Origin of the sequence: Saprospira sp. CCB-QB6 (assembly GCF_028464065.1) — a bacterium.
GTDB lineage: Bacteria > Bacteroidota > Bacteroidia > Chitinophagales > Saprospiraceae > Saprospira.
On the sequence record NZ_CP116808.1, the window covers coordinates 2000088 to 2014137 of the forward strand.

General features: G+C 46.8%; 12 protein-coding genes. 1 reads left to right on the top strand and 11 read right to left on the bottom strand.

From position 1 onward, the window contains the following. Positions 1-231 precede the first annotated feature (231 nt). Entirely contained in the window at positions 232-933 is a 702-nt protein-coding gene (locus tag PPO43_RS07825; protein WP_272621250.1) for an SDR family NAD(P)-dependent oxidoreductase, read from the top strand. On the opposite strand, the gene PPO43_RS07830 is transcribed toward PPO43_RS07825, so the two are convergent. The 11 genes from PPO43_RS07830 to PPO43_RS07880 all read right to left on the bottom strand — a co-directional run bounded on the left by PPO43_RS07830 (position 930) and on the right by PPO43_RS07880 (position 14017). Further along, positions 930-2468, bottom strand: a complete 1539-nt coding sequence (locus PPO43_RS07830; protein ID WP_272621251.1) for an ArnT family glycosyltransferase — start codon at positions 2466-2468, stop codon at positions 930-932. The two genes, PPO43_RS07825 and PPO43_RS07830, sit on opposite strands and share 4 nt — an antisense overlap. A 1-nt stretch (position 2469) precedes the next feature. Next, a complete protein-coding gene (locus PPO43_RS07835; protein ID WP_272621252.1) occupies positions 2470-3627 on the bottom strand; it encodes a DNA polymerase III subunit in 1158 nt (385 codons plus the stop codon). Positions 3628-3860: 233 nt separating this feature from the next. Beyond that, entirely contained in the window at positions 3861-4901 is a 1041-nt protein-coding gene (locus tag PPO43_RS07840) for a glycoside hydrolase family 73 protein (RefSeq protein ID WP_272621254.1), read from the bottom strand. 6 nt (positions 4902-4907) lie between these two features. Continuing rightward, positions 4908-5894 carry a polyprenyl synthetase family protein gene (locus PPO43_RS07845; protein WP_442985448.1) on the bottom strand — a complete coding sequence of 329 codons (987 nt, stop codon included), beginning with the start codon at positions 5892-5894 and terminating at the stop codon, positions 4908-4910. A 26-nt stretch (positions 5895-5920) separates the two neighbouring features. Then, on the bottom strand, positions 5921-6337 hold the full coding sequence (locus PPO43_RS07850) for a hypothetical protein (RefSeq protein ID WP_272621256.1): 417 nt from the start codon (positions 6335-6337) through the stop codon (positions 5921-5923). Then, the gene (gene pheS, locus PPO43_RS07855) at positions 6330-7367 is read right to left on the bottom strand and encodes a phenylalanine--tRNA ligase subunit alpha (RefSeq protein WP_272621257.1); all 1038 of its coding nucleotides are present in this window, start codon (positions 7365-7367) and stop codon (positions 6330-6332) included. The genes PPO43_RS07850 and pheS overlap by 8 nt, the downstream gene beginning before the upstream one ends. Positions 7368-7798: 431 nt before the next feature. Continuing rightward, positions 7799-8254, bottom strand: coding sequence for a hypothetical protein (locus PPO43_RS07860; RefSeq protein WP_272621258.1), 456 nt, complete (start codon positions 8252-8254; stop codon positions 7799-7801). Between the two features lie 429 nt (positions 8255-8683). Further along, complete coding sequence (locus PPO43_RS07865; RefSeq protein WP_272621259.1) at positions 8684-9160, bottom strand: hypothetical protein; 477 nt, start codon at positions 9158-9160, stop codon at positions 8684-8686. Positions 9161-9286: 126 nt separating this feature from the next. Then, positions 9287-10243 (bottom strand): PorP/SprF family type IX secretion system membrane protein, encoded by a 957-nt coding sequence (locus tag PPO43_RS07870; RefSeq protein WP_272621260.1) that lies wholly within the window; start codon positions 10241-10243, stop codon positions 9287-9289. An 11-nt stretch (positions 10244-10254) separates the two neighbouring features. Continuing rightward, positions 10255-11547 carry a gliding motility-associated C-terminal domain-containing protein gene (locus PPO43_RS07875; protein WP_272621262.1) on the bottom strand — a complete coding sequence of 431 codons (1293 nt, stop codon included), beginning with the start codon at positions 11545-11547 and terminating at the stop codon, positions 10255-10257. A 382-nt stretch (positions 11548-11929) separates the two neighbouring features. Next, on the bottom strand, positions 11930-14017 hold the full coding sequence (locus PPO43_RS07880; protein ID WP_272621263.1) for a tail fiber domain-containing protein: 2088 nt from the start codon (positions 14015-14017) through the stop codon (positions 11930-11932). Positions 14018-14050 lie beyond the last annotated feature (33 nt).

Sequence of the window (14050 nt, forward strand, 5' to 3'; positions counted from 1 at the left end):
GGGAAGAGACGTTTTTTTTGGGGCCTCCGCTGCGGCTTCGCCTTGCGGCGCTACGCTTTGGGGCTCGCAGGTCTGCTCGGCCCTTCGCAGGCTTCGCCTGCTCGGTCTGGCCTTCGGCCACCCCGCCGCATCGCTAGGCCAATTTGGCCTGCGGCCAAAGGCGGCAAGCCGCCTAAAGCGCAACCATTTGATGGAGCTGTTGTTAGATAAGGGACAAAATAACAACAAACTATGCAAGGAAAAACAATACTCATTGTCGGCGGTAGCCGCGGTATCGGCGCCGCCTTGGCCCAAAAACTCTTAGCCGAAGGAGCCCAAGTTTATAATGCCAGCCGCTCTGCAACCACTTTGGGCCAATCCCTTTCTTATGATGCTTTAACCGATGACCCCAAGGCGCTTTTGGCCCAATTGCCAGACCAACTAGATGGCTTGGTCTATTGCCCTGGAAGTATCAATTTACGTCCCTTCCACCGCATCAAAGAAGAACAGTTTAATCAAGAGTTTGAGCTGAATGTGATGGGGGCGGTTCGTCTGCTACAAGCGGCTTTGCCCCAACTCAAAAAGGCTGAAGCAGGCGCTTCTGTGGTCCTTTTCAGTACGGTGGCGGTAAAGCTGGGCATGCCCTTTCATAGCGCTATTGCTATGGCCAAAGGGGCCCTAGAAGGCCTCACTAAATCCTTGGCGGCCGAATGGGCCAGCCATAATATTCGCCTCAATGCTATTGCCCCTTCTCTGACTAATACCGATTTGGCGGAGCGCTTACTCAATACGGAGGCCAAACAGGAATCTGCCGCCAAACGGCACCCTTTGGGCCGCATCGGCCAGCCCCAAGATATCGCTAGCTTGGCTTATTACCTTCTGGACCAAAATAGCCAATGGATGACGGGCCAAGTTCTAGGCTTAGATGGTGGTATGGGCAGCCTAAAAATCTAATGAATATCTACGTCTATAATTTTAATCTCTTCCCGATAAAAATAGGCGGGTAGATGTTGATCATGATGACTTTTAAAAGCTGCAATGCGATACCCCAATTGAAGTAGTGAGTCAATTTTGGCCTCTTCTGGATACCAATGATAGGCCGCTACATCTTGAAAAAACATCAGCTCTGTTTGCTCAAAAGGTTTGCAATTAAAGACAACATCAACCTCTTGAAGTTCAGTCCCCATACTTTTGTAAATGGCTGTGTTGTGGAGCTTGGCATTTCGGAGATGATTGTCTATTTGTCGCGCTTGAAGAATCTTTTGAGGTTGGAAAATCCCAAAGCAAAGGATGGCCCCCAATATTGCTAAGCCCCACTTTCTTAGAGCTGGAAACTTAACATACTGCAAGCTTCCAGCTAAGCCCCAAACAATATAAGAGAGGCCCAAAAAATGAACTGGAAAACAAAAGGCGGGCATCTTGGTCTTAACCAGAGAAAAGAAAAGGTAAAGCACTCCAAAGGCAGCAAAAAGTCCAAATCCAAAGGCTTTTTTTGGGCTGATGATTAAGCTCAGTAGTATACCAAGGGCCAAAAAGATGAGATGAAAACTACTGCCATAAATGGTCCACAATTCCCTGAAATGAAATAAGAAATTGCCACTATGCCCTTCTAGGGCAGTAAATATATGTTCTCGGTTAAAGGCATAACTTAAGCTACTTTCTAGAGGAAAACGCTTAATTATGTAAACTTGCCAAGGGCCAAAAGTGGCTAGACAACTAGCGGCCCCAAGGGCAATATGTCCCCAATATTTGAGCTGAAAACGCTTTTCTTTTTGGCCCAAAATATATAGTCCCCAACTGCCAAATACTAAAATTCCAGTTAACCATTTGACCAAAACGCCAGCTCCTGCGAATAGTCCAATGGCAATAGCCCAAGGCCACTTTTTTTGACTTATGCTATATCGGCTAAAGGCCCAAAAGCTAGCCCCCACATAAAAGGCAAAACTAACGTCATTTTGGTCCAAATTAAGACGGCCAGAGCTCAACTCTAGCTGAACAAAAGAAAAGCAGCTGAATAGAGCGACTAAGAAGGCCCACTTTTTTTTCTGACTCCAAATGCGCATAAAGTCATAGCTCAATAGCACAGCTATAGCGCCCATCAAGGCAGAGGGAAGACGCATCGCCCAAACAGAAACCCCAAAAACTTTCATAGAAAGTGCCATCTGCCATAAAAACAAAGGTTGTTTATGCAGCCAAATATGATTACAACACCAAGCTGCTGGATCATAAGGGAGTAGAGCTGTTTTATGTAGTAAAGGAGTAAAAGGTTGCTCAATCATATTTCTAGCAACAAGGGCATGAAAGCGTTCATCCCAATCTTGCAAAAAGGGATCAATTTGAATCATGTAAAGTCTTATTCCAAGGGCCAAAAAAAAGAGTAAACAAAGCTTTAACTTATTTACTTCTGTTTTTACTACCCAAAACCAAAGGAATAAGCCCAACCCCAAAAAGCTAGCTAATAGGTAAGGGGAAAAGGCAATAGGCAACATATTAGAGCGGCTTAAAAATGCGATGAATTTTAATGGAGAGGTCCAAAAATAAAACTTTGGGGTGAGCATTCCGCTCAATAAAATAAAGATGATCGTTAAAGAGCTGCTGTAACTCGTCAATAGCAGGCAAGGGAAGCAATTTTGCTAAGCCTTGGGCCGCCTTTTGGTCCTGCGCCGACAGGCGCAAACTATTAGCGGGAAAACCTGTTTGCAATAGGCTCAATTCTCTAAGAAAAAAGAGACCATATTCTAAAAAGAGCAATTGTTCTTTGCGGCCAGTTTTACTGCCTTTTTTTCCTTCTTTAGGGTGGCTCCCCGTTACAAATTGCTCTACCCAATAGACCATAGGAGCACGCCCCTGATAACAGGCGCGGAGCCAGCCCGCAAAAGCTTGTCCGAGTTGTTGTTCTCCCTGATCTTGTCCATGGGCCAATTGTTTGGCCTTGCGGAAGTTCCCCTCTGAGAGGTAGGCAATTTCCTGTGCATTTTGAGTGGGAAGGCCTTCTTGGACCAAGGCAGCTGTAATTTGCTCATCTTGTAAGGCGGGCAGTTTGAGCAACTGACAGCGAGATAGAATAGTATTGAGAATAAGCTCCGCTCGTTCGGCGACTAATAGAAAGACAGTATTGGGTTCGGGTTCTTCAATGAGTTTGAGCAGGCGGTTCCCCTCCTTGTCCAAATATTCGGGCATCCAGAGTAAAAGGATTTTAAAGCGGCCCTCTACTCGAGTAAAGCTAAACTTGCGCACAATATCCACACACTCCCGCTTATTGATATTGCCCCTTTGATTGTTGGCTCCCAAATAAAAGAGCCAATCGTTCATATTGACATAAGGGCCTTTTTCTTCTAGCATTTTGCGCCATTCCTTAATATGGTCGCTACTTACGGCCTTGCTATCAATATTGGGGTAGGAAAAGTGGAGATCTGGATGAATATTTTTCTGGACCTTTTTGCAGGCATTGCATTGCCCACAGGCATCGGCAATGCCGTTTTCATTTTTTTCGCAAAGGAGGTATTGACTATAGGCGAGGGCGAGCGCAAGTCCACCTGCACCTTCTGGTCCAACAAAAATTTGAGCATGAGCGGTGCGCTCATGTTCATAAGAAACTTTGAGTTGCTCTATAGCGGCCTCTTGGCCCAATACGTCCTTAAATTGCATAGTACAAATTTCTTTTTGGCAAATCGGTCCGCTTTATACGGCCGAAGGCCGTAAATGGCCTAGCGATGCGGCGGGGTGGCCGTCAGGCCAGACCGAGGCGGCAAAGCCGCCGCAGGGCCGAGCATACTTGCGAGCCCCAAAGCGACAACAAGCCCTTTAGGGCGCAGTTCGACGACCGAAGGGAGTAACCGCCGACGAGCGAAGCGAGGCGGAGGCCCCAAAACTAGCAGCTATTACTCCTTCTTCAATCTGATTTTATTACCCGTTTTGGGAAGGGTTTCGCGGTAGATCTTATTCAGTTTTTCGAGTGATTTTAGGCGGATGCCATAATACTGAGAAACGGCCCTCAAATCTTGTCCTTTTCGGAGGATATGAAAATGTTGATCGCCCGTATAGCGTTTCTTTTTGCGTTGGAGAAAGACATATTGCCCTGCTCTGGGGCAGCCTTGCTCGGCAAAATCGTTGTAGCGTTCTAGCTTTTTGAGTTTAATATTGGCTCTTTGGGCCAGTTCGTTTAGGCTTTCGCCGACTTGCAGGACCATGGCTTTGCGGCCATTGACCTCAATAATGCCCTTGGGCAATTCGAGCTCCACGGTATCCTTAACTTCTCCGAAGGGGTCGGGAATGCGAATCGCCAAGCGTTCCTCTGGTCCTTTGATGCTATCTTTGGGTGGTGGTTGCAGATTGAAAATGCTGTCTAATTCGCCTGGCGCCAGTTGTAAATCTTGAAAAGAGAGATGGTCTAGGCGGTAGAGCTCATAGCGTTCAATGATACTAATGAGGTTTTTGCTATAGGTTTTTGCGGTAGCGTAACCTGCCTTTTGCAAGCCTTTGGCCCAAGCTTTATAATCTGTTTTATCGAGATCGAACAGAAAACCGTAGCGCCAGGCCTTTTTGGGGTTGCGTAAAAACTCGCTATGGGCGATATAAGATTTCTCGGCTTGGTCATAAACTCGAAAGCAAGACTTGACCGTCTCATCGTCCCAGAGGTAAAAGCTAGGGCCGTCCCAATGCTTTTTTCCGCCGCATTTGATTCCAAAATGGTTGTTGGCTTGGATGGCCAGTTGGCTAGCGCCAGAACCTGATTCTAGAATACCTTGGGCCATTTTGATACTGGCGGGAATACCCGCTCGGTCCATTTCAGCAATGGCGATATGCTGAAACTGCAAGATGTAAGCCTGCGTTTTGGCGGGGTCTAGGTCCTCAATAGAAAAAGGTTTGGCCCAGCTAGTAGCAAAGGAAAAAAGGCAAAGAAAAAAAGCAAGGGACTTCATGGCGCATTAGTGTTGGCGTTGCATGATAAAATTGAGGAACTGATAAAGCGGGGCTTTATCGGTTGAGCTTTTGGGGAGTTGGTCCAAGAAAGAAATGGCTTTGAGGCGGTAAGTCTCTACCGCCTGGCCTAAGGCTGCCTTAGCGCCAGAGCGCTCAAAAATAGCCTTAACCGTTTCGATTTTCTCCTCTTCTTTTTCGTTTGGACAAGCTTGCTGATAAAGGGCTAACAACTGCTGTTTGTCTGCTTCTTCGGCTAGCTCAAGGGCCTTGATATAAAGCACCGTTTTCTTATTCTGCAAAATATCTCCGCCGATGCGTTTGCCAAAGGTGGCAGCATCGCCAAAGCTATCGAGATAATCGTCTTGGAGTTGGAAGGCGATGCCCATATTTCGGCCAAATTCGCCTAGCAGTTCTGCCTCTTCGGCTGGAGCTTGGCCAATGAGTGCCCCCATTTTCATAGCGCCATAGAGCAAGACCGATGTTTTGAGCTCAATCATTTTGATATAGCTTTCTAGGGCTACGCTCTGCATTTGCTCAAAGTTCATATCCATTTGCTGGCCTTCACAAACGCCAATAGCTGTTTCATTGTAGCAATCGAGCAAAGCGGGCAAATTTCCTGCTGCCGATTGGGCTAAATACTTATAGCTATAGACCAACATCACATCTCCAGAAAGAATAGCCGTATTGGTATCAAACTTTTTGTGTACCGTGGCTTTTCCTCTGCGCAAATCGGCTTGGTCCATGATGTCATCATGCATTAATGAGAAATTATGGAAAAGCTCTATGGCATAGGCTGCAGGCAAGGCTGCCTCAATGTCTTGCCCTAGATAGAGTTCGGCGGCCATTAATAGCAAAATGGGCCGCATTTGTTTGCCGCCCAGAGAAAGAATATAATCTAGGGGCTGGTAAAGCTCCTGAGGTTGACCTTGGCCAAATTGTTCTTGAGCCGCATAGGCTCTATAAGCATTTTGGAGGCGTTGAAAAGCCTGCATAAGCGATTGGATTGATGAGTGAGGGGTTAGTAGTTGTCCAATTTTGCAATAACTAGCCATTTGCCTTCTCTTTGGACCATTTCAATTTCTACCTCTTCTTGCTTGCTATTGCAGCAAAGTTTGCAGAAGGTACTGCCGTCTTTTTCTTGGCAGTCAAGTTGGCTAAAATCAAAACGGATTTTATCGAGCAGGGCTTCTTTTTTATCAGGTTTTGAGGCCTTGAGTTGAAGCTCTGTGGCAAAATAGCGCAGTTGTTCTTGGCTAGAGGGCTCACAAAAAGCCTCCGCTTTGGCAAAATCTTCTGCTGCCACAGCGGTATAAAAGGCTTTGATAGCCGTTTGAGGATCTTGTTGTTCTTGGCTATAGTTTGGGCCTTCCTCCTGACAGGCGGTCAAGAGAGAAAGGCCCAAAATAAATAGCAAAATAGGCGTCCAATTAGGCATTGAGCACAGGGTTAAATTGCTTGAGAAAGCGTTGGTCATTTTCAAAAAATAGGCGAATATCATCTACCTCATATTTGAATAGCGCAATGCGTTCAATTCCAATACCAAAGGCAAAACCCGTGTATTCTTCGGGGTCAATGCCACAGTTTTCCAATACTTTGGGGTCTACCATACCACAACCCAATACTTCTAGCCAACCTGTGCCCTTAGTCAGGCGGCGGTCGCGCTCTGTCTCTAGACCCAAATAAACATCCATTTCGGCACTAGGCTCTGTAAATGGAAAATAAGAGGGGCGAAGGCGGATATTGGTGGCGCCAAACATTTCTTTGGCAAAATAGTAAAGGGTCTGACGAAGGTCGGCAAAGCTGACATCCTTGGCCACATAAAGTCCCTCAATCTGATGGAACTGGCAATGCGAACGAGCCGAAACAGTTTCGTTACGGTACACTCGGCCAGGCGCAACAATGCGCAAAGGGGGCTTTTGTTTGAGCATGCTCCGAATCTGTACAGGTGAAGTATGGGTGCGTAAAACCATTTTTTCAGGGTCTTTCACATAAAAAGTATCCTGCATATCGCGAGCGGGATGATCCTCTGGCGTGCCCAAAGCCGTAAAATTGGTCCAATCGTCCTCAATTTCACGCTCTTCGGCTACCGAAAAGCCAATGCGCTCAAAAATTTGCAACATTTCTTCCATGACCAAGGCCACAGGATGGCGGCTACCCCAGTTTTCGGGCTGGGCAGGAGCCGTCAGGTCAATGCGCTCATAGTTTTTCAATTCGGCCCGTTCTAGCTCTTCTTTTTTAGCATAAAACTTAGCCTCTGCCGCCTGCTTGATCTCATTCAGCAATTGGCCATATTCTTTTTTGCGTTCGTTGGGGACATTGCGCATCTCGCCAAAAAGGGGCTTGAGCTGATTTTTGGTCCCTAAAAATTTTAAACGAAACTGCTCTAGTTCTTCTTTATTCTGAGGCGCTGCTGCGGCCACTTCTTGGGCCAGCAGATTGGCCTTTTCAAAAGCCTCGATTTGCATTTTTTCTGGTATTTGGTTACTTCTTGCGAAGATAATGAACTTGTGTTAAAACTAGAGGACCTAAGGACTAAATCTGGTTTTTGCCCCTTTCTAAGGCCTGAAAATCAGTGACCAATTCTTTTTTTAGGTTTTTGGGGCCCGCGGCCAGCTAGGCCTTTGGCCTAGATTGGCCGCCGCTATGCTTCGCCGCTCGCGCTCTGCTCGGCCCTGCGTTTTTTTCGCTGCGCTCAAAAAACTTGGTCTGGCCTTCGGCCACCCCGCCGCATCGCTAGGCCAAATTCCTCCTTTGTTTAAGCCTTAGCCACTGGGCCTAAACAACAACAACCGCCCTGCTGAGACGGTTGCTGGAAGAGCTCTCTAGTGGCTGACTAGAAACGCTCTAAACACATAATTGGCATAACACAATTAAAATAGTTCTGCTGTTGCAAAGCCTAATGCAATTCTAAAATATAGAAAAAGTAAAAGGCCGCAATTCGCCATCTGGCAGCTCCACGAGCATTGCCCACCTTAGAGCCCTTATAATAGACATCGCCGTCTGACTCTACTTCTCCAATTTTAGAGCCCTTGTAATAGACATCTCCATCTGACTCAATTTCTCCAATCTTGGAGCCTTTGTAGTAGACATCTCCATCTGATTCTACCTCGCCAACTCGAGAGCCTTTGTAATAAATGTCTCCATCTGACTCAAATTCGGCCACTTTGGACCCCTTGTAGTACACATCTCCATCTGATTCAATTTCTCCAACTTTAGAGCCTTTGTAATAAACAGATTGAGCTTGGGTGGCCGTGACCGCAAGGACCATCAATAGAGCCATGAAAAAAATACGCTTGAGCATAAATCTATGGATTGAATAAATGAATTGACCTTCTCCTAAAGGAAAAGCCATAGCGCAAAGACTTAGATTCATAAAATAAAGAACCTATTTCCCTTCTCCTACAAGCTAAAAGATCAAAAAATAATTTCTTATAATATACGGTTTATGCATTACTTCTGCCCAAAAAACAAGCTGGGATCGAATAAAAATCAGCTTTCTTTTTATTGTGTACAATAAAGGTAGTAAACTATTTGGTAAACGCAAATAATTTTTGATTTTATTTTGGGTAGGCTAGGCAGCCCAGCTATTTATAAAGGAGCGAAGCGACTTGGCTGAGGGATGGGCAGCAGTGGCCCGAAGGGCCAGACCCAGCCGCCGAAGGCGGCGCAGGGCCGAGCGAAGAGCGAGCTGCGAGACAGCCCGACCCGCCCGAAGGGCGGGGCAGCCCCAAAAAGGCATAAAAAAAGCCAGTCAAGCATAGAGCAGACTGGCAGGGTGGATTTATTTTTTGGCCTTGGCCTCATTGAGTTGGAGTAAAAACTGCAGAAGGTCGGGATGTTTTTCTAGGTAATATTTCCAGTAGTGGCTACGGATAAAAGAGACCGATTGGCCGAACTGGCCTTTTTCTTTAAAGTGCAGGGTAACTCGGCTAAAGAGGAAAAGGTTGCTCTCCTCAAAATGCTCGAGGCTGCCGTAGCTATATTTTACTGATTTGAAATAATTGGAAACATAGATATGTTCTTCATCTAGGCCCACCCAGAGGTTGCGCATAAAAAAGAGGTAGAACAGGCCCAGCATTGAGAGAAAAAAGGAGCTGAGAATGAGCTTGGCCGTTAGGGGCGAAAAGGGCTCTTGCAGTTGTTCTAGGGGCGAGAGCCAAACCACAAGGGTAAAGCCGCCGAAGAGAATGCACCAAAGGAAGGGCAAAATAATTTTGGACAGAAAGGTCCAGCGAGAAGAAACAGTTTGTATAGCCATAATAGTGGGTGTCTGCTAAATAGGGGGCAAAGATAAGAAGAATTGCATAAAAAAAGGCTGGCTACCAAAGTAGCCAACCTTTTAGTTGGGGGTGAACTTATAGTGTGCGTCTTTCCAAGGCGCTAATTAGTGGCGGTAGTGCCAGCTATCCTTATTTTTATTAAAGGTAAAGGAGAGGCCCAGCTCATGGCTTTGGCCAAGTTGGTAGCTATATTGGCCAAAGGGCTGTGTAAAGGTGTAGCCGACTTGGACTTGGCGGTTGTATCGGAAGCTAAAGTGGGTGAGGAAGCTGCCATTACTTACATAATTGGCTGAAATGCCCAGCATATTGTTCCAGATATAGCGCAGGCCTAAGTTTATCTGCATAGGGGCGTTGGCGGCATATTTTACCCAAACAGAAGGAAAGAGGACCGAAGGGGTTTGTTTTTCCTTATGCAATGGGATTCTTCCGCCCATTTGGAGTTGAACATGTGTAGCTCTTTGAATAATAGAGAACTGATTTTGATTGGCTGTTTCAAATTTGCTTTGCAGTTGTAGCAATTGGTTGGCCGAGACGCCAAAATAGACATTATCGCCAATGTAGAGCAGGCCAGCGCTAGCATCGGGCAGGATAAGCTGGTCCTTTTGGCCCAAATCGACGGGGTCGCCAGCATCATTAAAGCTTAGTTTAGCGCCATCCAGCTCATATTGTTGGGCTGAAAGAGAGAGGCCCAGCGCAATGCGGTTTCGGCTAAACTTGGCGCGTTTATCCTCATCGCCAATTTGGATTTGGTAGGCATAGCTAGCCGAAATAGCGGTATAGGCGCTAGGGCCAGTCTGATCGCGAAGAATATGGCCAGCTAGGCCCATATTTTTCTTTTCCAAAAACTGTCGGTAGCCTAGGGCAAAGGTTTGCGGGGCTTCCTCAATCTGTGTCCACTGTTGGCGATAGCTAGCACTTAGAATTTGCTGTCCATCCCAGCCCGCCATAGCGGGGTTGATCACAAAAGAGTTTTCGCTATACTCATTGAAAAGAGGTAGCTGTTGAGCCTGTAGAGAGTTGGTCAAGAAGGCCACTCCCAAGAAAAAATAAAGAAACTTCATAGGAGTAGATTTTAGTTGCGAACAATAGTGACGGGGCCTGTAAGGCGGCCAAGGCTGCCCCCAAGGTTGATCACATAATAATAGGTACCATCGGGCAGGCTTTGTCCGCCAAATTTCCCGTTCCAGTTATTTTGGTAATCGTCTGATTCAAAAACGATATCGCCCCAGCGGTTAAAGACTTGGACCTGTCGTTTTTCTTGTAGGCTAATCAAATCAATGACCCAAAGGTCATTAATGCCGTCATCATTGGGGCTAAAAGCAGAAGGGACGACAAACTCAAAGTCAGCCTGACAATTATAGACCGTATAGAAGGTATAATCGGTAAAATTGTCTAGCCCCTCTCGCAGGCTCAATTGGCCGTTAGAGTTGCCCAACCCGCCACTAATAAAGGGCTGGCAGTTGCCCGTATTATCCCAAGCGCCAATTTCCTCCATAGAGGGGGCCCCTCCCAAATCATTGGGCCAAGTCCCAATATAGCGGACAATTTGCTGTTCGTTGGCATTAAAGTCGGGCCCTAGCATGCCGCTATTCGATTGCAGTTGTAGGCTAAGGTCGCTGCCGCCCATTTGCTCTTCTCGGATTTCCCAAGTTCGGCCAACAGAGGCATCATTGCGCAGGGCCCCCATCTCGCCATTTTCATAGACATTGGCAAAGAGACGGACCCAATAGGCGTCTACCTCGCCTTGGTTGCTAATTTGCGCGGGACTATATTCGCCAGCGGCTAGACCTAAGGGGAAATCTTTGCTTTCGCCATGACCTAGGCCCTCAATAATGAGGAAGTCGCCATCGGTAGAGCCTGCAATGCCTTGACTCACCACAAAGCTGTTATCGCCATAGCTCCGTAGACTAGGGGCTTGGCCATTATCGCCCAAACGCAGGTTTTGCCCATCCAAAAAGAGCAAGCCCGCCTGAAGGTCGAGTTGTTGGCGCACATGGGCATCTTCTCCCAATAAATAGAGGCCATCGTTATTGTTGAGCATTAATTTGGGCAAAGAGGCCGAGGCCGCCGCCAATTGTTGGCTCTGCTGTTGGTTATAAAGTGTATTGGGCTGAATAAACTGTATTTCGCCCTCTCCGGGCAGTTGAGCAGCAGGACCCTGCTGCCAGTTTTGGCCATAAAACTGCAGCTCTCCCTGAGCCGCAGAATGCAATTGCCCATCTAGTTGCATATTGCCAAAAACGGCCATTTTATCTGCCGAACCAATACTCATCTGGGCATTATCCGCCACATAAATGGCCTCTTGTGCCCAAATTGCAGCCGGCAGGCTCAATAAGGCCGAAAAAAGATAAGATCGTAATCGCATATCATTTTATCTTAAAAAGGGGGATGAATCTATACTCAGCCCCCTTAGGTCTTAGAAAGAATAATCTCATTAAAGTTTTGGGGCGTTACTCCTTACAGTCGTCGAACTGCGGCTTGCAGCCTTGTTGTCCGCCTTCGGCGGGCGCTACGTTTACTCCCGTTGGTCGTCGAACTGTAGACTAAAGTCCTTGTTGTCGCAGCTCGCTGCTGTTTTGGGGCCTCCGCTGCGGCTTCGCCTTGCGGCGCTACGTTCCGCAGCTCGCTGTTCGCTCGGCCCTGCGCCGCCTTCGGCGGCTAGGTCTGCGGCTTCGCCGCACTGCTGCACATCGCTAGGCCAGGGCCCTTTTGGCCCTAGCGGGGGCTTGCCCCCGCTAGCTGAACCACTACTTTTTGTCGTTGAGCAATTGCTCTAGGCGCTGCATACGCGCTTCCAAATCAGAAAGCTTTTTGCTTTGGGCCTCAATAGTAGCTGCTTGCTCATCAATAATGAGTTGTTGTTCTTTACTTACTTCAATCAAGATGGGAATCAAGCCCGTGTAGTTAACAAGGAAATGTCCTTGTTCACATTTTTTGGCCAATTCAGGAGCTACAGCAGCTACTTCTTGGGCCATGATACCAATAGTAGGAACGGGCTTTTCTCCTTTGGCCAAATCGGCTTCTGATAATTTATGCTCATAACGGTAACCATTTAGTTGCATGAGCATAGAAACCGCATTAGTAATAGGTTGAATATTTTGTTTGAGATTGCGGTCTGAGGTCTGAAAATATTGTCCACCAGTTTGCTCAATATAGGCTCTCTTGATATGGTTATCTTCTTCCCAGAACTGAATGAGATCGTTGTCACCGGGAGAGATCAAAATCAATTGGTCGCCATCAGTGAACATTCCCGTGTCTTCAAATGGGTTGGTTCCCCAGAATACCCCATTACCGAAACCAAAGCTGTCTCCATTCAAGTCAGAATCTCCATGCTTAATTTCGGCAGCCAAAGGAAAGGCAGAAATTGCGTAGTGAGAACCAGCTGTAGTTGTGGTCCAAATAGAAGCAGTTGCAGCAGGTGATTGCCAGCTAGCCAAACCGTTGGCATCAGAGGTTAAAACGAGTCCTGCGGCGGCCCCTGTGCGCATGCGAATTTGGCCATCGACATCTAGGCGGGCTGTGGGAACTGTGGTGCCAAGTCCTAGGTCGCCAGCCTGAGTCAGTACCATGCGAGTGGCGGCTGTACGACCCGATGCAGTATTGATAAGATTGCCTAAGGCAAATTTGAGTTTATTTTGATCGCCTTCATCCATAAAAATAGAGGCATCTTCAGCTGCGGTGTTGGTATAGAAGCTATAGCCTGCCTGAGAGCTTCCGCCGCCATTCGCATTAACAAGGATACCTGCAAAGCCATTAGCGGTACTGTCACTAATTTCTACTGTAGACCAGTTTTCTGTACGGTTAGGGCCAATTGCCGTAAAGTAGGAGCTAGGCGATACATAGACTCTAGGCGTTCCATTGGTGCCAATTTGAAAGCCTGTGTTATCTGCTGTTCCCAGATAGTTGGAGCTATTGGTTCCTGTATTACCATTTAGGCCCCAAGCAGTAGGCAAAGTGACCGTATTTCCTCCCGCAATGGAGAGGCTGTTCCCAGAAACAGAAAGCGTTTGGGCATCGGTATTGTCTAGGTAAGTACTAAGGTCAACCGAGTTAGCATTTTGGATAGAAAGGGTGTTTCCAGAAAGTGCGATAGTTTGGTTATCGGTATTATCTAGATAGGGCGTGAGGTCAATGCTACCGCCATTAGAAACCGTAAGGGTATTTCCGCTAAGGGTAATTGTTTGGGCATCGGTATTGTCTAGATAAGGGCTAAGGTCGATGTTGTTTCCATTAGAAATAGAGAGGGTGTTTCCTGTAAGGGTAACCGTTTGGTTATCGGTATTATCCAAATAAGGTGTAAGGTCTACCGAGTTAGCATTTTGGATAGAGAGTGTATTTCCCGTAATGCTAATAGTTTGTTGGTCATTATCGGCGTGGAGTGTAATTGTATTCCCGTTAGTAATGCTAATATCTTGGCCGTTGATACTTAATGTTTGGGCATCGGTATTGTCTAGATAGGGCGTGAGATCAATGCTACCACCATTAGAGAGAGTGAGTGTATTTCCGCTAAGGGTAATTGTTTGGGCATCGGTATTATCCAAATAGGGTGTGAGATCTACCGAGTTAGCATTTTGGATAGAGAGTGTATTTCCGGCCAGGCTAAGGTTTTGGTTATCGCTACCAGCGGGTAGGGTAACGGCATTTCCGCCTGAGATAGAGAGCAGGCCATTGTTAAGTGTTAGCGTTTGAGCATCTTCAATAGTTAACCAGCTATTGGTCACAGTATTCCAATATTGGAACTGATCGAGCTCAGCGTTGAAGATGAGGAGTGAGTTTGCATTTTGGGGGTCAAAGCCCGCTGCATTGCTAATTGCGTCTCGTTGAGCAGAGTTCATGCGAGGGATAAGAATACCCTTTTGTTGGCTTTC